This is a genomic window from Streptomyces sp. NPDC107654 (genome assembly GCF_055639035.1).
In genome coordinates this window covers 18,204-36,814 of the sequence record NZ_JBVKBI010000034.1, presented here as the reverse complement: position 1 = coordinate 36,814, position 18,611 = coordinate 18,204, and the positions used below count along the sequence as shown (strand labels likewise).

Here is an 18,611-nt window from a genome sequence, read left to right as displayed (position 1 = left end):
GATGTCCTTCTTCAACACGCCGACGGACAAGAACATGAGCCTGCTGCTGGATGTCGTGCCCGCCGTACTGGTGGTGCTGGTGGCGTCCGGGGTGTGCGGCCGGCTGGCCGTGGCGCTGAAGCAACCACGGGTGCTCGGCGAGATGGTCGCCGGTGTCCTCCTGGGCCCGACCGTGCTGGGCAAGCTCTGGCCGCACAGCCAGACGTCGTTCTTCTCGGCGGACGTCAAATCGGTCCTCTACGTGTGGAGCACGGTGGGCCTCACTCTCTTCATGTTCCTCGTGGGGTCGGGCTTCAGCCACAAGGCCGCCGACGCCCGGGAGGGTGGCCGGGCCGCCGTGCTGGCCCTGTCGGGCATCGGCGTGCCGCTGGTCCTGGGGATGGGGGTGGGCGCCACGCTGCACGGGGAGATGTCGCTGCCCGGCGTGGGCATGGGCGAGTTCTGCCTCTTCCTGGGCGGGGCCCTGTCGATCACGGCCTTCCCGATGCTCGCCCGCATCCTGTACGAGCGGAACCTGCAGCACTCCCGCCTGGGGCGCCTCTCCCTCCTCGGCGCCTCCCTGGACGACGCCGCGGCCTGGTGCTTCCTCGCCGTCCTGACGGCGCTGCACGGGAACCAGGGCCTGGGCAAGGCGCTGGGGACCATCGGCCTCGCCGCTCTCTTCTCCCTCGTGATGCTGGTGTTCGTCGCCCGCGCCCTGAAGCCGCTGGGCGAGCGGGTGGAGCGGACCGGCCGGCTCGGCTTCGACCACCTCTACATCGTCCTCGCCGTCGTTCTGGCCTCCGGCTGGTTCACCGATCTGATCGGCGTCTACTCGGTCTTCGGCGGATTCATCGCCGGGCTGTCCATGCCGAAGAACCCGGCGTTCGTCGCGGCGCTGCACCAGCGCATGATGGACATGGTCTGCGTGCTCATGCTCCCGGCCTTCTTCACCTTCTCCGGGCTCAGCACCCAGCTCGACGGCATCGGGGGATGGTCGATGATGATCGCCTTCCTGCTGATGCTGGCGGCGGCGGTGACCGGGAAGTACACCGGCTGCGCCCTCGCGATGCGGGGCATCGGTTTCAGCTGGCGGGAGTCATGGGCCGTCGGCGGCCTGATGAACGCCCGCGGACTGATGATCCTGATCTTCATCAACGTCGGCCTGGCCGAACACATCATCTCGCGGGACGTCTTCTCCCTGCTGGTGCTGGTCGCCGTGGTGACGACCGGCATGGCGCTGCCCCTCTTCCGGTGGGCCATCCCCGCGACCCGGGAGAAGCAGCTCATCGCCGCCGCCTCCGGTGTGTCCGACCTGTCCGACGCGTCCGTTCCGGCCTCCGCCCGCGGCTGAGTCCCTCCTTGGACGAGGGGTCAGAGCAGGCGGCGGATGTCACCGCGGACGCGGTAGAAGCCGCCCGCGGCCGGGTGCAGGGCGTCCACGACGTACCGGGCGCCGGGCTCGCGTATCGCGCGCGGGAACTGGACGTTCCAGGAGGAGTCGTAGCCGTCGGAGACCACGTGCACCCGGAGCCGGCCGCCCTGCTGGAGGCACTCCACCACCACGGCCCCGACGGGCGCCCGGTCGACCGTGGCCACCGCGGCCGCGGCCGTGGCCGGGGCGTACGTCGGCAGGGCGGCGGCGAGCTTGACGTCCCGCACCACCGGGACCGTGCCCTGCTGGGCCGCCGAGACCGCCGCCTCGCTCGCGTCGACGCACACCAGCGAGCCGTCGGTGGTGACCAGGTACAGCCGCTCGTCGCGGTACTGCATCGACAGCGCCGAGCCGCTGCCCGTGCCGAGCTTCCACAGCCGCCTGCCGTCCCGGTCGAAGCAGTAGACGGAGGAGGCCGCGTCCCCGGCGAAGACGAACCGGCCACCGGGTGAGGTGGCGCACGAGTACACCGGGCTGTCGCACGCGTACGTCGCCTCGACGGCGCCGGTGTCCTTCGACAGCCGCTGGACCACCCGGTGCGCGGTGCCCGCGTACACCGCGTCCTGCTCCTGCCAGCCGAAGAGCACGGCTCCGTGGGTGGGGGTGTGCCACAGCTCGCCGCCGCCGTCGGGTGCGTAGGCGGTGACACCCCGCTGGTGGCCGTGGTAGACGGCGCGGTCGTCGGCGCGGACCATCCAGGCGTGCTCGCCGTGACTGCGGCGGGACCACTGGTGTTCGTCCTCGTGGTCGATGACGGTGAGCCGGCCCTCGCGGTCCGAGACGTCCAGGACGCCCTCGTGGATGTCGAGCCAGAAGATGTCGACGTCGGAGGCGATGTCGTAGGCGGCGAAGGGGAGTTTGGAGGAGAGGTCGTACACCTTCCCGTCATCGCAGCCGGCGTAGATCCAGAAGTCGTCGGCGACCAGGCACTTCACCCCGTCCGGCAGGCTGAAGCGGGCCAGCACGGCGCCCTCGTGGTCCAGGGTGTAGACGTCACCGGCCTGGTTGCCGACCCAGCAGCGCTCGTCGTCCACATGGATGCCGAACGCGGCGGAGCCGGTGCGGAACCGCCACAGCACCGGCGCCACGGCCCGCGCGGTGGACGGAGCGGAGCTGACCTGACGGCGGGTCACCGCGCGCGGGGCGCGGCCGCCCCGGACGGCCGAGGCGTATCCCTTGCGTACCTTCTCCCCCACCTTCTTCGCGGCGGCTGCGTGTGCCTTCTCCGCGGTGGGGAACGTGGTGGTCTGCACCTGCCCGGCGGCGCCGATCCTGCCGTACCGCACGGTCACCACCTGTCCGTCGACCGTCACTTCGTAGAACTTGTGGGCGCCCCCGCCTTCCTGCGACAGCTCCAGGTACGTGGTCGACACCGCGGACGCCGTGGACATGGCACACCCCTCCCCCAGGCGGACCCGCGGCCGTTCCGCCAGGTCCTCAACTGCTGCCCACCGTAGGGGCACCCACTGACAATCGGCCTCGTCCCGGCCTGTGTGCCGGCCGGGTGACCCGGAGCGCGCCGCACCCGCCAGGTCCGCCTTCCCGGGTAAGGGGACTCGGTCGCGGAGGCGCTCGGTTCGGTGCGCGGTGCGGTCGCGTTGCCGCACGCGGTCCGTCACCGGTCAGAAGGGCACGTCCAGGCCGGCCCCGCGCAGTCCGACCAGTGCCCCGTCCCTGCACTCGGCGACCGGGGCTCCGTCGGCTCTCGCCCCTGCGGTCAACGGTCCGCCCCCGGCGCGAGGGTCCAAGCGGGCCGGCCCTCCCGCACGCGCTCCGCGTCTACCCGGATCATCGCCCCCACGCCCTGCTCACCGAGCCACTCCAGGATGAGCGGCACCGCGTCCTCGACGCCCCGGTCCGGCTCCCGCTCGGGCCGTCGCCCCTTTGCCCCGCTCATGCCCGCACCCCAGGCAGTGCGCCGCGGGGCCCGGACGCCTGCCTGGCCCTTCAGCCCTTCTCCGGCGGCAACACCTCTGTCCCGCCCAGGAGTTGGCGCAGACACCGGAGGGCCAGGGCGGCCGGGGAGTTCTCGCCCGTGACGCCGGCCTCCGTGGCGGCCCAGGTCTCCAGGGCGATACGGATCGCGTCCGTGGCGGCCGCCGCGACCAGGCGGGCCTGCAGCGCTTCGAGGCGGCCGTCGGCGAGCCGGGCGACGACGGGTACGAGTCTCTCCTCGGACTCCTGGTTCACGCGGTACCACACGGCACGCAGCGCGGGATCGCCCTCGGCCGCGCGCAGCAGCCCCCGGGTCCGCAGCAGCGCCCCGGCGGCCTCCTCGTCCGGCGCCGCCAGCGACTGCCGCACCGCCGACTCCAGCGCAGGGAACAGGGCGTCACCCGGCTCGGCCGCCTCCAGCAGCGCCCGCCACCGGTCGGCGCCGTCCGCGAGCAGCGGGCTCACCGCGTCCTGCTTGGAGCGGAAGTAGCGGTAGAAGGTCCGCAACGCCACGCCCGCCTGCCGGGCGATGTCCTCGGCGGTGGTCGCGTGCGGCCCCTGCACGGCGAACAACTCGGCGGCCGCGTGGGCGATGTCCAACTGGGTCGCGGCCTTGCGGCGCTCGGTCAGGGAGGAGGACGGCTTGGTGCTCACTCCAGAAGGGTACGGCTCCGCACGCATGCGTGGCACGCAATGCCGTAGTGGCACAACGTGTCACTACGGCGTAACGTGAAGGACATCGAGGCGTCGGACGGATGGAGAACCGGCGTCGCACAGGTCCTGCCGGTATCGGCGGACCGGGCAGGAGACACACCATGAACCGCTACGAAGGCCGCCGTGCACTGATCACCGGGGGCGGATCCGGCATCGGCCAGGCCACCGTGCTGCGCATCCTCGCCGAGGGCGGCAGCGTGGTGGCCGCCGACATCAGCGAGCGGGGTCTGCGGGACACCTGGGAGAAGGCCGCCGGCCACGCGGACCGCCTGACGACCCTGGTCGTCGACATCGCCGACGAGTCCTCCGTGCGCACCACGGTCGCCACCGCCACCGCCTCGCTCGGCGGCCTCGACGTACTGGTCAACGCGGCCGGGATCCTGCGCTCGTCCCACACCCACCTGACGACCCTGGAGGACTTCGCCCGCGTCCTCCAGGTGAACCTCGTCGGCACCTTCCTCGTGATCCGCGAGGCGATACCGGCCCTGCTGGCCGGCCGGGACGCGGCGGTCGTCAACTTCAGCTCCACCTCGGCCGCGTTCGCGCACCCCTACATGTCCGCGTACGCGGCGAGCAAGGGCGGCATCCAGTCGATGACGCACGCCCTCGCCGCCGAGTACGCCGGCCGGGGCATCCGCTTCACCGCCGTCCAGCCCGGTTCCATCGCCAGCGGGATGACCGACGGCAGCGGCGTCAGCGGGCAGAGCCGGGGGCCCGGACTGCCCGCCGACGCCGACATGAGCCTGTTCGCGAAACTCTCCCCCGCCCTCGGCCGGGGATTCGCCGGCCCCGATACGGTGGCGTCCGTGGTCGCGATGCTCGGCTCACGGGACGGCGGGTTCATCACCGGCACCGAGATCCGCGTCGACGGCGGCACCCACTTCTGACCCGCGCGTCGACGGCGGCACCCACCTCCGGCCCGGCGTCGATGGCGGCACCTGCCTCCGACCTCGTCTCCGACGGTCCGCACCCACCGTCCGGCCTCCGCGCCGACGGCGGCGCCACCTCCGGCCTCGTGGCCGGCACCCCCGTGCGACCTCGGGGTCAGGCCAGCGCGATCAGGTCCCGGTAGTCCTCGTTCCACAGGTCCTCGTCCGCGTCCGGCAGGAGCAGGACCCGGTCCGGCCGCAGGGCGTCGACGGCGCCCTCGTCGTGCGTCACCATCACGATCGCGCCGGGGTACGAGCCGACCGCGCCCAGCACCTCGCCCCGGGAGGCCGGGTCGAGGTTGTTGGTGGGCTCGTCCAGCAGCAGCACGTTCGCCCCGGAGTGGACCAGGCCGGCCAGCGCCAGCCGGGTCTTCTCCCCGCCGGAGAGCACACCGGCGGGCTTGTCGGCGTCGTCGCCCGTGAACAGGAAGGCGCCCAGCACGCGCCGCGCCTCACCCGGGCTCAGGTGCGGGGCGGCGAGGGCGAGGTTCTCCAGCACCGTGCGGCCGGGGTCGAGCGTGTCGTGCTCCTGGGCGAAGTAGCCGAGGCGCAGCCCGTGCCCGTGCACCACCCGTCCCGCGTCGGGCCGTTCGGCGCCGGCCAGGACGCGCAGCAGGGTGGTCTTACCGGCGCCGTTGAGGCCGAGCACGACCAGCCGGCTGCCCCGGTCCACCGCCAGGTCCACCCCGTCGAGGACACGGTGGCCGCCGTACGCCTTGGCGAGGCTGATCGCGCCGAGCGGGGTCCGCCCGCAGGGGGCGGGTTCGGGCAGCCGGATCCGGGCGGTCTTCTCGGTCCGCCGGGCCGGCTCCAGTCCGGCCAGCATCCGGTCGGCCCGCCGGGCCATGCTCCGGGCCATGGTGGCGGTGGCGGAGCGGGCCTTCATCCGGTCGGCCTGCGCGTGCAGCGCGGAGGCCTTGCGTTCGGCGCTCGCCCGCTCCCGGGTGCGGCGCCGCTCCTCCGCGTCCCGCCGGCTCAGGTACGTCCGCCAGCCCGTGTTGTGGATGTCGAGGGCGGCCCGGGTGGCGTCCAGGTGGAAGACGCGGTTGACGACGTCGGCGAGCAGCGCCGTGTCGTGGCTGATCACGACCAGACCGCCCTGGTGGGCCTGGAGGAAGGTGCGCAGCCAGCCGAGCGAGTCGGCGTCGAGGTGATTGGTCGGCTCGTCCAGCAGCAGGGTGCGGTCGGTGCCGGCGAACAGGATGCGGGCGAGTTCCACACGGCGCTTCTGCCCGCCGGAGAGGGCGCCGACCGGCTCGGCCAGCAGCCGTTCGGACAGGCCGACTCCGGCCGCGACGCGGGCCGCCTCGGCCTCGGCGGCGTAGCCCCCGCCGGCCTGGAAGGCGGCCTCGGCGCGGGCGTAGGCGCGCATCGCCCGGTCCAGCGCCGCCGCGTCGGCGGCACGGGCGGCCGTCGCCGCCCCGGTCATCGCCGCCTCGCTCATCGCCGCCTCGGCCTCGCGGAGGGCGCGCAGCGCGCTGTCGAGGCCCCGGGCGGACAGGATCCGGTCGGCGACGGTCTCGGCCGGGTCGGCGGCGCGCGAGTCCTGGGCCAGGAAGCCGACCGGCCCGGTGCGGGTGACGACACCGGCGGCGGGCCGGGTCCGCCCGGCGAGGGCGTTCAGCAAGGTGGTCTTGCCGGCGCCGTTGCGGCCCACGAGGCCGATCCGGTCCCCGGGGGAGACGGTGAAGGAGACGCCGGACAACAGGAGGCGGGCGCCGGCGCGCAGCTCGGCGTCACGAACGGTGATCATCGGTAAACGCTCCGAAAAAGCAAGAGGACACACTTCTGGCGTGGAAGCGGGTCCTCGGCTAGGAGATTCGGGGCGTCGGCATACGGGCACGGTACCGCGGGCGTCCGTGCCGGCGCATGCCGTTTTCCTCCGGCGTCTCCGGCTCCTCCCTGACGGCTCTCCGTAACGGTTCCTCCGCGACGGCATCCGTAACGACCCTCCGCAACGGGTCTCCGCGACGACTCCTCCGCGACGGCTTCTCCACGGCGGCGCCCCGGGCGGCCGCCGGTCAGCCGGCCAGCTGCGGATACAGCGCCGCCAGGTCGCCCGACAGCCCCGCCTTGACCTGCCGGCTGAGGTCGTCGGCCAGGACCTCGTACGCCCCGGCCTCGACACCGTCGAGTGCGAGCTCGGCGACGGCCCGGGGCGTCGACTTGGGGGCGTCCACGTCCGCGGCCATGTCCGTGTCGATGTAGCCGACGTGCAGTCCGGTGACCCCGATGCCCCGGGGAACCAGCTCCAGGCGCAGCGAGTTGGTCTGGGACCACAGGGCCGCCTTGGTGGCGCTGTAGGAGCCGGCGACGCCGACCCAGGAGAGCACCGAGTGGACGTTGAGGAGGTGTCCGCCGCCGTTGCGCTCGACGACCGGCACGAAGGCCCGGGTGACGAGCAGGGGCCCGTAGAAGTTGGTCTCGAACTCCCGGCGTACGTCGTCCACGGCCGCGTCCAGGAAGGAGCGCGCGCCGAGCGAGATGCCGGCGTTGTTGACCAGGACGGTGACGTCCTGGGCCTGTGCCGCGGCGGCCGCGACGGACGCCGGGTCGGTGACCTCCAGCGCGAGGGGTACGGCGTCGGGGTGCGTGACGCTGCGCGGGTCGCGGGCCGTGGCGTACACCTTGGCGGCGCCGCGCGCGTACAGCTCTTCCACCAGGGCCCTGCCCAGGCCGCGGCTGCCGCCGGTGACCAGGGCGACTGAGTTCTTGATCGAGGTCATGCGGATGCCTCCAGGGAGAAACCGATCGGTTTCCATCACCGTAAACCGATCGGTTTCCCACGGCAACCCCGAGCCGCTGCGCCGATCGGGAACCCCCTTGCCTGAACCCCCGGAGACCCTCCATAGTGAGTTTGAAATTCCAACTCAGCAGGAGGGGCCAGTATGAGCGAGCAGGACACCACCGAGCGGACGGGGCCTCGAAAGCTCCCCGCGACACTCGCCGCCCACCCCTCCGTGCAGGCGGTCCTGGCACAGCGGGCGGAGCGGGGGGCGGCTCCCGCTCCGCCCCCGGTGATCGACGCCGACTGGCTGCGTGCCGTGTGCCGTGAGGCCGGCGCGGACGACGCCGCCGCCGTGAGCCTCGACCACCCGGACCTCGCCGGGGAGCGCGAGCACGTCCTCGCCGCACTGCCCGGAACCCGCACCCTGATCTCCCTCATGGTCCGGATGAACCGGGACAACACCCGCTCCCCCGCCCGCAGCGTGGCGAACCAGGAGTTCCACCAGACCGACGAACAGGTCAACGCGGCCGCTCGCGCCGTGGCCCGGGCCCTGCAGGACGCCGGCCACCGTGCGCTCAACCCGTCGGCGGGCTTCCCCCAGGAGATGGAGCGCTTCCCGGGCCGGATCTGGGTGGTGGCCCACAAGACCGTGGCCGTGGCCGCCGGGCTGGGCGTGATGGGCCTGCACCGCAACGTCATCCACCCCCGGTTCGGCAGCTTCGTCCTGCTGGCCACGGTCCTGGTGGACGCCCCGGTGAGCGCGTACGGGGAGCCGCTGGACTACAACCCGTGCGTGGACTGCAAGTTGTGCGTCGCCGCGTGTCCGATCGGCGCCATCGGCAAGGACGGCGCGTTCGACCCCCTGGCCTGTACGACCCACAACTACCGGGAGTTCATGAGCGGGTTCACCGACTGGGCGCAGACGGTGGCCGACAGCGCGGACGCCGCCGACTTCCGGGAGCGGGTGACCGACCCGGAGAACGCCTCGATGTGGCAGAGCCTCGCCTTCAAGCCCAGCTACAAGTCCGGTTACTGCCTGGCCGTCTGCCCCGCCGGCGAGGACGTGCTCGGACCCTACCTCGACGACCGCAAGCAGTACCTGGACACGGTGCTGCGCCCCTTGCGGGACAAGACGGAGACCCTCTACGTCCTGCCCGGCTCCGCGGCACAGCGGTACGCCGAGCGCCGTTTCCCGCACAAGCCGACCAAGGAGGTCAGCGGCGGCTGGCGCCCGCCCGGGCGGCAGCGGCGGGACCCCGGTCCGGCGTGACCGGCCGGTGTCCGACGGGGCGGCGAACGGCCCGAGCGCATGGATTGGCCGTTCCCCGCCCCTGCCTGTCGGCCCACCGCCGCTGGTGCGGCCCGGGCGGCGTGCCGGTCCGTGGGGCCGGTGCCCCGGCGGTCGTACCCGCACCGCCGGCCCGGTGCGAAGACCCGCCGGGCATCCTGTTCCGACCCTCCGGCGCCACGCCCGCACGCGCCAGCCGGGACGTCCGGGCGGGTGAGACCAAGGGAGCGGCCCGCCCGCCGCACCCCGTCGCGGACCGTCGGTGACCTGTGGGAACTCCCGACGCGGCCACGGAAGTTGAACCATGGTGTGGGAAGCTGTGCCCGGCCGGGTGCGGACCGGGGCCGTACCGGCCGTGGAGAGGAGCTACGCGTGACACAGGACGGCTTCGAGGCCGTGACCATCGACACCAGCAGACCGCATCCCGCGCGGATCTACGACTACCTCCTGGGCGGCAAGGACAACTACGAGGTGGACCAGCGGGCGGGCGAGGAACTCGCCGCCGCGGCACCCGAGGCCCGCATCGGCGTACGGGCGAACCGCGCCTTCCTCCAGCGCGCCGTCCGGTACGTCGTCGGCAGCGGGGTCCGTCAGATCCTGGACGTCGGCACCGGCCTGCCCACGTCGCCGAACGTGCACGAGGTCGCCCAGTCGGTGGCGCCGGACGTCCGCGTGGCGTACGTCGACAACGACCCGATCGTGGCCGCACACGGCAACGCCCTGCTCAGCCGGTCCGGTACGACCCGCATCGTCCTCGGCGACCTGCGGGACCCGCGGTCCGTCCTGGACGACCCCGACGTCCGCCAGCTGATCGACTTCGACCGGCCGGTCGCCCTGCTCCTCGTCGCCGTCCTGCACTTCCTCGCCGACGCGGACCGGCCCGGGGAGATCGTCGCCACGCTGCGCGACGCGCTGCCCGCCGGCAGCTTCCTGGTGCTCTCGCACGCCACGGGCGACTTCGCCGACCGCAGCGCCGCCCAGGCCGTCTACACCAAGGCGACCGCCTCCCTGAACCTGCGCACGCGCACCGAGGTGGAGCGGTTCTTCGAGGGCTTCGAGCTGGTCGAGCCGGGCCTGGCCCAGGTGCCGTACTGGCGCCCGGACATCCCGCCGCCGCCTCGCTCCGAGGAGATCGGCTTCTACGGCGGCGTGGCCCGCAAGGCCGTCTGACCGGCCGGTACCGCCGGCGGACCGGGACGGCGCGGGCGTACGCGGTGCCGTGGCCGGCTTCGACGCCCGGGCCCGGCACCCGGGCCGGTACCGCCCGCGCCCCCGAACGCGTCGACCCGGCCCGCGGCGATCCGCCGCTTGCCCTCGGCCGCCTGCGCCCCCGCCGGATACGGCCGGGAGCCGTCGGGACTCCGGCGGCACCCCGCGAAGAGGCCCGTGTCCGGGTCGGCGCGTGCGGGTGCGGGTGGTGCTGGCCCGGCTGCGCGCCCCCGGCCCGGTGACCGAATAAGCTCGGCGGATGGCGAAGTACTTCGACGTGCACCCCGACAACCCGCAGCCCCGCAGCATCGGCCAGGTCGCCGACGCGGTCCGCTCGGGGGCGCTCATCGCATATCCGACCGACTCCTGCTACGCGCTCGGCTGCCGGCTGGGCAGCCGGGACGGCATGGACCGGATCCGCTCCATCCGCCGGCTGGACGACCGGCACCACTTCACGCTCATGTGCCGGGACTTCGCGCAGCTCGGCCAGTTCGTGCGAGTGGACAACGACGTCTTCCGGGCCGTCAAGGCGTCGACGCCGGGCAGCTACACCTTCATCCTGCCGGCCACCCGCGAGGTGCCGCGCATGCTGCAGCACCCGAAGAAGAAGACCGTGGGCGTGCGCATCCCCGACCACGTGGTCACCCAGGCGCTGCTGGAGGAACTGGGCGAGCCGCTGGTGTCCAGCACGCTGCTGCTGCCGGACGAGGAGGAGCCGCTGACCCAGGGCTGGGAGATCAAGGACCGGCTCGACCACGTCGTGGACGCGGTGGTCGACTCCGGTGACTGCGGCACCGAGCCGACGACGGTGGTCGACTTCTCGGGCGGCGAGGCGGAGATCGTCCGGCGCGGCGCCGGGGACACGAGCCGCTTCGAGTGAACCCGCCGGTCACCCGGTGCGACGGCGCGAACCGGCCGTGACAGCATGGCCGTAGCCGCGGTGCCGGGCGGGCATTCCGCCGCCCGCCGCCTGTTCCCGAGGGAGGGCTTGCTCACCATGACCGATGTCCGGGCGACCACCGTCGACATCCCCACCGAGGACGGCGTCGCCGACGCCTACCTCGTCCATCCGGCCGACGGCCGTCCCCGTCCGGCCGTCCTGTTCTACCAGGACGCCTACGGCCTGCGCCCGCACCTGCGCGCGATGGCCGACCGGCTGGCGGGCGCCGGTCACACGGTGCTCGTGCCGAACGTGTTCCACCGCCTGGGCCGGGCGCCGGTCGTGGACCTGCCCGAGTTCATCGACCCGGGCGCCGACCCCACCATCTGGGAGCGGCTCGGCCCGATCCTGTCCGCCCTGACGCCGGACCTGGTCAGGCGGGACGCGGAGGCCTATCTGCGGTGGCTGGCCGACAGCCCGCTCGCCGCGGCCGGCCCGGTGGCGGTCACGGGCTACTGCATGGGTGCCCGGCTCGCGCTGTGGACGGCGGGCGCCCACCCGGACCGGGTCGCGGCGGCGGCCGGCTTCCACGGCGGCGCCCTCGCCACCGACGACCCGGACAGTCCGCACCTCCAGGCCCCGAACATCACGGCGGAGCTGTACTTCGGGCACGCGGACGAGGACCCGTCGCTGCCCCCGGAGCAGGTGGCACGCTTCGAGGAGGCCCTGACGGCCGCGGGCGTACGGCACACCTGCGAGGTGTACGCCGGCGCCCGGCACGGCTACACCCAGGCGGACACGCCGGCGTACGACCGTGAGGCGGACGAGCGGCACTGGGCCGCGCTGCTCGACCTGCTCAAGCGCACGTTCTGAGAACCGGCCCGGTGCCCGCCGACCGGTGGGCACCGGGACCGATCCCGTCCATGTCATTGACATGAACGCATCCCGCGACGAATCTGAGAGCGCTCTCAAGCCGGTACGGACCAATTCCGTACCACCCCGACCCCACACGGAGGTGGAGAGTGCCTCACAGGCTCACCCGGCGCGCGCTGCCCCTGGCCGCCGCCACGGCGCTGCTCGGCGGACTGGTCGCCCTCGGCGCACCCGACCGCGCGGAAGCCGCCGTCCCCGACACCATCCCCCTGAAGATCACCAACAACTCGGGCCGTTCCGAGCCCGTCTACCTCTACGACCTCGGCACGCAGCTGTCCTCGGGCCGCCAGGGCTGGGCCGACGCGAGCGGCGCCTTCCACGCCTGGCCGGCCGGCGGCAACCCGCCGACCCCCGCACCGGACGCGGCTATACCCGGCCCGGCCGCCGGACAGTCGACCACCATCCGCGTGCCGAAGTTCTCCGGCCGCATCTACTTCTCCTACGGCCGGAAGCTGGACTTCCGTCTGACCACCGGCGGACTGGTGCAGCCGGCCGTGCAGAACCCCTCCGACCCCAACCGGGACATCCTCTTCAACTGGTCGGAGTACACGCTCAACGACTCCGGGCTGTGGCTCAACAGCACCCAGGTGGACATGTTCTCGGCGCCGTACGCGGTCGGGGTACAGCGGGCGGACGGCAGTGTGAGCAGCACCGGGCACCTGAAACCCGGCGGCTGGAGCGGCTTCTTCAACGCGCTGCGCGGCCAGCCGGGCGGCTGGGCGAACCTGGTCCAGACCCGCTCCGACGGCACCGTGCTGCGCGCGTTGTCCCCGCTGTACGGCGTGGAGACCGGCGCGCTGCCGGCCAACGTGATGGACGACTACGTCAACCGGGTCTGGCAGAAGTACACGGCCTCCACCCTGACCGTCACGCCGTTCGCGGACCAGCCGAACACCAAGTACTACGGCCGCGTCTCGGGCAACGTCATGAACTTCACCAACTCCTCCGGCGCGGTCGTCACCAGCTTCCAGAAGCCCGACGCGTCCAGCATCTTCGGCTGCCACAAGCTGCTGGACGCGCCCAACGACAACGTCCGCGGGCCCATCTCCCGTACGCTGTGCGCCGGTTTCAACCGGTCGACACTGCTGGTGAACCCCAACCAGCCGGACACCACCACGGCGAACTTCTACCAGGACGCCGTGACCAACCACTACGCGCGCAAGATCCACGCGCAGACGGCCGACGGCAAGGCGTACGCGTTCGCCTTCGACGACGTCGGCCACCAGGAGTCGCTGGTGCACGACGGCAGCCCGCAGCAGGCGTACCTGACGCTCGACCCGCTGAGCTGACACGCGAGCGGTCCCGCACCCGGACTGCCGGGTGCGGGACCGCTGTCATCGGTTCCGGCTCAGCCGGTCGTCAGGGCGGTGTCGTCCACGACGAAGCTGGTCTGGAGGGAGGAGTCCTCCACGCCGTTGAACTTCAGGGTGACCGTCGAGCCCGCCAGCGAGGACAGGTCGAAGGTCTTCTGGGTGTAACCGGAGGCCGCGTTCACGTTCGAGTAGGTGGCGAGGGTCTTCGAACCGGCGGTCACCGTCAGCTTGTCGTAGGCGGTGCTGCCGGACTCCGCGGTGTCGATGTGCAGGTAGAAGGTCAACGTCGCCTTGCAGCCCGCGGGGATCGTCACCGACTGGGAGACGCTGTCGGTGTGCGAGGAGCCGTACCCGTCCAGCCAGGCCTTGTAGGAGCCGCCGTGGGCCGCCTCACCGCTGTCGGTGGTGATGACGCCGCTGGTCGCGGTCCAGCCGGTGCTGCCGGACTCGAAGCCGGGGTTGGCCAGCAGCTGCCTCGGGGTGCAGCCGCCGCCGGTCGTGCTGACCGTCCAGCCGAAGGTGGCGGTGCCGGTCGCGCCGGTGGAGTCCTTCACCGTGACGGTGGTGCTGGACGTGCCGGCCGTGGTGGGCGTGCCGGAGATGAGACCGGTCGAGCTGTTGATCGACAGGCCGGCGGGCAGGCCGGTGGCGCTGTAGGTCAGGGCGCCGCTGTTGGTGCTGCTCGCCTGGATCTGGAGGTTCACGGCGGTGCCGACGGTGGCGGACTGGCTGCCCGGGTTGGTGACCGTCACCCCGTTGCTCGGCGGGTTGATGTGGCTGCCGACGTTGATGCCGGCGAACGCGTTGCCCACGCCGGCGTACTGCGCGGAGTTGGTGCCGTACAGCGCGGCGGCGGCGTTGAGGGCGGCGGTGCGGGCGCCGGCGTAGTTGGTGCTGGACGTCATGTACGTCGTCAGCGCCTTGTACCAGATCTTCAGGGCGGCGTCGCGGCCGATTCCGGTGACGGCGACGCCGTCGGAGGTCGGGCTGTTGTACGTGACGCCGTTGATGACCTTGGTGCCGCTGCCCTCGGACAGCAGGTAGAACATGTGGTTCGCGGGGCCCGAGGAGTAGTGCACGTCCAGGTTGCCGACGCCGGAGTACCAGCTGTCCGCCGAACCGCCGTCCTTGCTCGGCTTGTCCATATAACGCAGCGGTGAGCCGTCACCGTTGATGTCGATCTTCTCGCCGATGAGGTAGTCACCGACGTCGCTGGAGTTGTTGGCGTAGAACTCCACGCCGGTGCCGAAGATGTCGGAGGTGGCCTCGTTCAGACCGCCCGACTCCCCGGAGTACTCCAGGCCGGCGGTGTTCGAGGTGACGCCGTGGCTCATCTCGTGGCCGGCGACGTCCAGCGCGGTCAGCGGGTCGTTGTTGCCCGACCCGTCGCCGTAGGTCATGCAGAAGCAGCTGTCGTCCCAGAACGCGTTCACGTAGGCGTTGCCGTAGTGGACGCGGGAGTAGGCGGCGACGCCGTCGTTGCGGATGCCGCTGCGACCGAAGGTGTTCTTGTAGAAGTCCCAGGTCATCGCGGCGCCGTAGTGCGCGTCGGCGCCGGCGGTGGCGGCGTTGGAGTTGGTGCCGTCGCCCCAGGTGTCGTTGGTCTGCGAGAACAGCGTGCCGGTGCCGGAGGTGCCGTGGTTCAGGTTGTACGTCTTGTGACCACCGCGGGCCCCGTCGTTCAGCGTGTAGGTCGAGCCCGACTGGGTCGTCGTCAGCGAGACCTGGCCGCTGTACCGGGTGTTGCCGACGCCGGTCTCGACCGCCTGGAACCGGTACAGCTCCTTGCCGGTGGTGGCGTCGGTGATGACGTGCAGCTTGCTGGGCGTGCCGTCGTCCTGGAAGCCGCCGATCACCGTCTCCCAGGCGAGCTTCGGGGCGCCGGTGCCGGCCCAGATCACCTTGCGGGCGCTGTCGGTGGTGGCCTTCTCGGCCTTCAGGGTCTTCGCGGCCTCGAGGGCCTTCGTCGCGGCGGCGGCCTTGCTGACGGCCGCGGTCGTGGAACGCACCTTGATCGTGCGCTTGCTGTTGAAGGTGGTGCTCACCGTCCCCTTGGCCAGCGAGGCGGGCGGGGTGTGCACGACGAGGTCGCCGCCGAGGACGGGCAGACCGGCGTAGGTGCGCTCGTAACGGGTGTGCACGGTGCCGTCGTTGTCCTTGACGACGTCCCGGACGACCAGCTTCTCCTGCTTGCCCAGGCCGAGGGTGCGGGCGGTCGTGGCGGTCTGCTGCCGGGCGCTCTTGAGCAGCGCCTGGTGCTGGGCAGGGCTGAGCTTGGCCTCCAGGCCGCCGGTGCGCAGCGGGCTGGGGTGGGGGGCGGCCGGTGCGGCGGTCGCCGGAACCGCCTGGAGTCCCACGGCGAGGAAGGCCGCGGTGGAGACCAGGGCGGCGCCGACGGTGGCTCGCTTGTGGGGAAGGGGTCTGTGGGGTCTCACTCGTACTCCTCCTGCTGCGGCCGCAGATGGGCGGCCGGTGACAGACGGGCAGAGGGGTCTGCTGCCCGGGTGAGCTGCGCTGTGCGGGGCCGTGATCCGTGCAACGGTGGGGCGGATCAGCGTGCGCACGGAGAATGACAGAATTGACCGAGTCATGTCACCGCATGGTGGGTCATTCGAGGGTTTTCCCTACCCCCTCGCGGCGATGAAGGGGGAGATGAGGGGCGGCCCTTGGTCATAGGTTGTGGCCTGGCTGATCCACGCCTTGGCTGAAAGAAGGACACGTCCCATGACCGATCCGGCCACGCACCAGAAGATCGACACGTCGGTGCCGCACTCGGCCCGCATCTGGAACTACTGGCTCGGCGGCAAGGACCACTACCCGGTGGACGAACAGGCGGGCGACGCGTACACCGCCGTCTTCCCCGGCATCGTCACCATCGCCCGCAACAGCCGTGCCTTCCTGCGCCGCACCCTCACGTATCTCGTCACCGAGGCGGGCATCCGGCAGTTCCTGGACGTCGGCACGGGACTGCCCACCGCCGAGAACACCCATGAGGTCGCCCAACGGCTCGCGCCTGAGGCACGGATCGTCTACGTCGACAACGACCCGATGGTGCTGGCCCACGCCCGGGCGCTGCTCTCCTCCTCCGCCGAGGGCGCGACCGCCTACATCGACGCCGATGTGACCGACCCGGAGCGCATCCTCGCCGTCGCCGCCGACACCCTCGACCTCGGCCGGCCCACCGCGCTCGTCCTGAGCAACATCCTCGGCCATGTCGCCGACCACGACCAGGCCCGCTCCGTCGTCGCCCGGCTCATGGCCGCGCTGCCGTCGGGCAGCCACCTGGTCGTCAACGACGGCTCGCTCGGCGTCGACCCGGTCTTCGAGCAGGCGCAGACGGCCTACAACGACAGCGGCGCGCTCCCGTACAACCTGCGCACCGTCGAGGAGATCACCGCGTTCTTCGCCGGCCTGGAACTGATCGAGCCCGGTGTCGTGCCGGTCACCCGATGGCGCCCGGACCCCGGCTCGTCCGCCCCGGAGACCGTCGCGGAACACGGGGGCGTGGCACGGAAGCCGTGACGGGCGCCGGACGGCGACAAGACCCGCCACTCGACGACCGGCCGGCGAAGGCGTACCCGCGGTCCGTTCCACCCGGAAGGAGGGGCTCGCCGACGCGGTGCACGCGAACGGGTAGACGTATGCGCGGTGTTGGGCGAGACCCCGGCATACCGGGTCCGACCGGCGCGTTGTTACCGTGCACCGCGTGTCTGACTCCTCACGCGATACCGCACAGGGCGCCGGCTGGGGCGCGGCCGAACCCGGCTCCTACACGCGGCTGATGCCGGGCCACGTCGAGAAGCTGTCCTGGCTGAACCCCCGGATCCTGTGGGCCGCCCGCAACGGCGTGCTGGCGTCCTGGTTCGGGGACCCCACCGGCCGTACCCGCAGCCGCTGGGTGGCCCGGCGCGCGGCAGAGGGGGCGCCCGCCGACAAGGTGATCCGGCGGGACGCACCGGAACGGTTCTCCTTCATGGTCATCGGGGACACCGGCGAGGGCGACGACTCCCAGTACGCCGTCGTGCCCGGCTTCCTGAAGGTGGCCGAGGACACCGACTTCGCCGTGATCGCCAGCGACGTCGTCTATCCCGTCGGCAGCGCCGACGACTACGGCGACAAGTTCTTCCGCCCCTACCAGGACTACCCCGCGCCGATCTACGCGGTACCGGGCAACCACGACTGGTACGAGGACCTCGGCGCGTTCATGCGCGTCTTCGGCGCCGGCACCCCGCCCCTCGGGCCCGAGCCCCGGCCCCGCCCGCTCACCCGCGCCTGGTGGCGCTCCCTGCTGTGGCACCGGCCGCGCACCACCGACGGTGAACGGCTGGCCGAGGCACGGAAGCTGCGGTCGGCGCCGGGGCAGCAGGCCGAACAGCCGGGCCCGTACTGGGCGATCGACGCCGGTCCGGTGCGGATCGTCGGCATCGACACGGGCCTGCTGGGCACGGTCGACGCCGAACAGGGCGCCTGGCTGCGGGAGATCTCCCGGGGGCCCCGGCCGAAGATCCTCGTCACCGGTTCCCCGCTGTACGTCGACGGCGAGCACCACCCCTGCCCCGTCGAGGGCGGCGGCACGGTGGACGACATCGTCCGGGACCCCGAGCACCACTACGTGGCCGCGATCGGCGGCGACATCCACAACTACCAGCGCTACCCCGTGGACGTGGACGGCCGGACGATCCAGTACGTCGTCGCGGGCGGCGGCGGGGCGTTCATGCACGCCACGCACACCATCCCGCGGGTGTCGGTCGCGAACGTCACCGAGCGGGAGTTCCGCTGCTATCCGCTGCGCGGCGACTCGCTCGCCTTCTACAGCCGGCTCTACGGCCGCCGGCTGCGTCTGCGCCGCTTCTTCACCCTCAGCGAGTCCGAGGCGACGGCCGTCGTCGCCGAACGGCTCGGCATCGAGCCGGCCCGCGCGCCCGGCCCGGACACGCGGGTCACCCGGCGCACCCGCCTCGTCGCGAGCCTGCTGGGCACCGGCGGCCGCCCCGACCGGGCGTCACGCCTCCGGCTGCCGGTGCGCAAGCTGTACACGCAGCTGTTCTCGCCGTCGTCCGCCACCTACAGCCCGCCGTTCTTCAAGTGCTTCCTGCGGCTGGACGTCACCCCGGAGGAGGTACGACTGCGCTGCCACGCCGCGACCGGCAACCGCGCGCAGGAGCTGGAACCGCCGGTCGAGGACGAGGTCGTCATCCCGCTGAAGTGATCACACGGTTGTCACACTCGCCTGCGAGAATCGGGGGCGGAGCCGACGCGGAACCGTTG

General features: G+C 72.3%; 15 protein-coding genes. 9 read left to right on the top strand and 6 right to left on the bottom strand.

Annotated features, from left to right (window positions below):
• Position 1 precedes the first annotated feature (1 nt).
• Entirely contained in the window at positions 2 to 1,333 is a 1,332-nt protein-coding gene (locus ACZ7N4_RS35890; RefSeq protein WP_471367488.1) for a cation:proton antiporter, read from the top strand.
• 20 nt (positions 1,334 to 1,353) lie between these two features.
• Here the strand turns inward: ACZ7N4_RS35890 and ACZ7N4_RS35885 are convergent, their stop codons facing one another.
• From ACZ7N4_RS35885 to ACZ7N4_RS35875, 3 genes are all read right to left on the bottom strand, one after another.
• On the bottom strand, positions 1,354 to 2,805 hold the full coding sequence (locus ACZ7N4_RS35885; protein WP_471367486.1) for a WGR domain-containing protein: 1,452 nt from the start codon (positions 2,803 to 2,805) through the stop codon (positions 1,354 to 1,356).
• A 326-nt stretch (positions 2,806 to 3,131) separates the two neighbouring features.
• Positions 3,132 to 3,311 carry a hypothetical protein gene (locus ACZ7N4_RS35880; protein WP_471367484.1) on the bottom strand — a complete coding sequence of 60 codons (180 nt, stop codon included), beginning with the start codon at positions 3,309 to 3,311 and terminating at the stop codon, positions 3,132 to 3,134.
• A 50-nt stretch (positions 3,312 to 3,361) separates the two neighbouring features.
• Positions 3,362 to 4,003: a TetR family transcriptional regulator gene (locus ACZ7N4_RS35875; protein WP_471367482.1), complete on the bottom strand. Its 642-nt coding sequence runs from the start codon at positions 4,001 to 4,003 to the stop codon at positions 3,362 to 3,364.
• A 161-nt stretch (positions 4,004 to 4,164) separates the two neighbouring features.
• Between ACZ7N4_RS35875 and ACZ7N4_RS35870 the strand changes: the two genes are divergently transcribed.
• A complete protein-coding gene (locus ACZ7N4_RS35870; RefSeq protein WP_471367480.1) occupies positions 4,165 to 4,950 on the top strand; it encodes an SDR family NAD(P)-dependent oxidoreductase in 786 nt (261 codons plus the stop codon).
• A gap of 157 nt (positions 4,951 to 5,107) precedes the next feature.
• Here ACZ7N4_RS35870 and ACZ7N4_RS35865 read toward each other — a convergent pair whose 3' ends face one another.
• Entirely contained in the window at positions 5,108 to 6,745 is a 1,638-nt protein-coding gene (locus tag ACZ7N4_RS35865; RefSeq protein WP_471367478.1) for an ABC-F family ATP-binding cassette domain-containing protein, read from the bottom strand.
• Positions 6,746 to 7,013: 268 nt separating this feature from the next.
• Positions 7,014 to 7,718, bottom strand: a complete 705-nt coding sequence (locus ACZ7N4_RS35860) for an SDR family oxidoreductase (protein ID WP_471367476.1) — start codon at positions 7,716 to 7,718, stop codon at positions 7,014 to 7,016.
• 162 nt (positions 7,719 to 7,880) lie between these two features.
• Between ACZ7N4_RS35860 and ACZ7N4_RS35855 the strand changes: the two genes are divergently transcribed.
• The 5 genes from ACZ7N4_RS35855 to ACZ7N4_RS35835 all read left to right on the top strand — a co-directional run bounded on the left by ACZ7N4_RS35855 (position 7,881) and on the right by ACZ7N4_RS35835 (position 13,319).
• Positions 7,881 to 8,990, top strand: a complete 1,110-nt coding sequence (locus ACZ7N4_RS35855; RefSeq protein ID WP_471367474.1) for a 4Fe-4S binding protein — start codon at positions 7,881 to 7,883, stop codon at positions 8,988 to 8,990.
• A 390-nt stretch (positions 8,991 to 9,380) separates the two neighbouring features.
• Complete coding sequence (locus ACZ7N4_RS35850; RefSeq protein ID WP_471367472.1) at positions 9,381 to 10,178, top strand: SAM-dependent methyltransferase; 798 nt, start codon at positions 9,381 to 9,383, stop codon at positions 10,176 to 10,178.
• A gap of 298 nt (positions 10,179 to 10,476) precedes the next feature.
• A complete protein-coding gene (locus tag ACZ7N4_RS35845) occupies positions 10,477 to 11,097 on the top strand; it encodes an L-threonylcarbamoyladenylate synthase (RefSeq protein ID WP_471367470.1) in 621 nt (206 codons plus the stop codon).
• A gap of 117 nt (positions 11,098 to 11,214) precedes the next feature.
• Positions 11,215 to 11,970 carry a dienelactone hydrolase family protein gene (locus tag ACZ7N4_RS35840; protein WP_471367468.1) on the top strand — a complete coding sequence of 252 codons (756 nt, stop codon included), beginning with the start codon at positions 11,215 to 11,217 and terminating at the stop codon, positions 11,968 to 11,970.
• A 149-nt stretch (positions 11,971 to 12,119) separates the two neighbouring features.
• Positions 12,120 to 13,319 (top strand): glycoside hydrolase family 64 protein, encoded by a 1,200-nt coding sequence (locus tag ACZ7N4_RS35835; protein ID WP_471367466.1) that lies wholly within the window; start codon positions 12,120 to 12,122, stop codon positions 13,317 to 13,319.
• A gap of 59 nt (positions 13,320 to 13,378) precedes the next feature.
• On the opposite strand, the gene ACZ7N4_RS35830 is transcribed toward ACZ7N4_RS35835, so the two are convergent.
• Complete coding sequence (locus tag ACZ7N4_RS35830; RefSeq protein WP_471367464.1) at positions 13,379 to 15,778, bottom strand: M4 family metallopeptidase; 2,400 nt, start codon at positions 15,776 to 15,778, stop codon at positions 13,379 to 13,381.
• Between the two features lie 289 nt (positions 15,779 to 16,067).
• Here ACZ7N4_RS35830 and ACZ7N4_RS35825 point away from each other — a divergent pair, with 289 nt between their 5' ends.
• Together ACZ7N4_RS35825 and ACZ7N4_RS35820 are read left to right on the top strand one after the other, a co-directional pair.
• On the top strand, positions 16,068 to 16,865 hold the full coding sequence (locus ACZ7N4_RS35825; RefSeq protein ID WP_471367462.1) for an SAM-dependent methyltransferase: 798 nt from the start codon (positions 16,068 to 16,070) through the stop codon (positions 16,863 to 16,865).
• 184 nt (positions 16,866 to 17,049) lie between these two features.
• Positions 17,050 to 18,552, top strand: coding sequence for a metallophosphoesterase family protein (locus ACZ7N4_RS35820; RefSeq protein WP_471367460.1), 1,503 nt, complete (start codon positions 17,050 to 17,052; stop codon positions 18,550 to 18,552).
• Positions 18,553 to 18,611 lie beyond the last annotated feature (59 nt).

Coding starts and splice junctions, on each gene's coding strand:
- ACZ7N4_RS35885 (WP_471367486.1), bottom strand. CDS start 2,805: ATGTCCACGGCGTCCGCGGTGTCGACCACGTACCTGGAGCTGTCGCAG.
- ACZ7N4_RS35855 (WP_471367474.1), top strand. CDS start 7,881: ATGAGCGAGCAGGACACCACCGAGCGGACGGGGCCTCGAAAGCTCCCC.
- ACZ7N4_RS35845 (WP_471367470.1), top strand. CDS start 10,477: ATGGCGAAGTACTTCGACGTGCACCCCGACAACCCGCAGCCCCGCAGC.
- ACZ7N4_RS35860 (WP_471367476.1), bottom strand. CDS start 7,718: ATGACCTCGATCAAGAACTCAGTCGCCCTGGTCACCGGCGGCAGCCGC.
- ACZ7N4_RS35840 (WP_471367468.1), top strand. CDS start 11,215: ATGACCGATGTCCGGGCGACCACCGTCGACATCCCCACCGAGGACGGC.
- ACZ7N4_RS35870 (WP_471367480.1), top strand. CDS start 4,165: ATGAACCGCTACGAAGGCCGCCGTGCACTGATCACCGGGGGCGGATCC.
- ACZ7N4_RS35880 (WP_471367484.1), bottom strand. CDS start 3,311: ATGAGCGGGGCAAAGGGGCGACGGCCCGAGCGGGAGCCGGACCGGGGC.
- ACZ7N4_RS35865 (WP_471367478.1), bottom strand. CDS start 6,745: ATGATCACCGTTCGTGACGCCGAGCTGCGCGCCGGCGCCCGCCTCCTG.
- ACZ7N4_RS35890 (WP_471367488.1), top strand. CDS start 2: ATGTCCTTCTTCAACACGCCGACGGACAAGAACATGAGCCTGCTGCTG.
- ACZ7N4_RS35825 (WP_471367462.1), top strand. CDS start 16,068: ATGACCGATCCGGCCACGCACCAGAAGATCGACACGTCGGTGCCGCAC.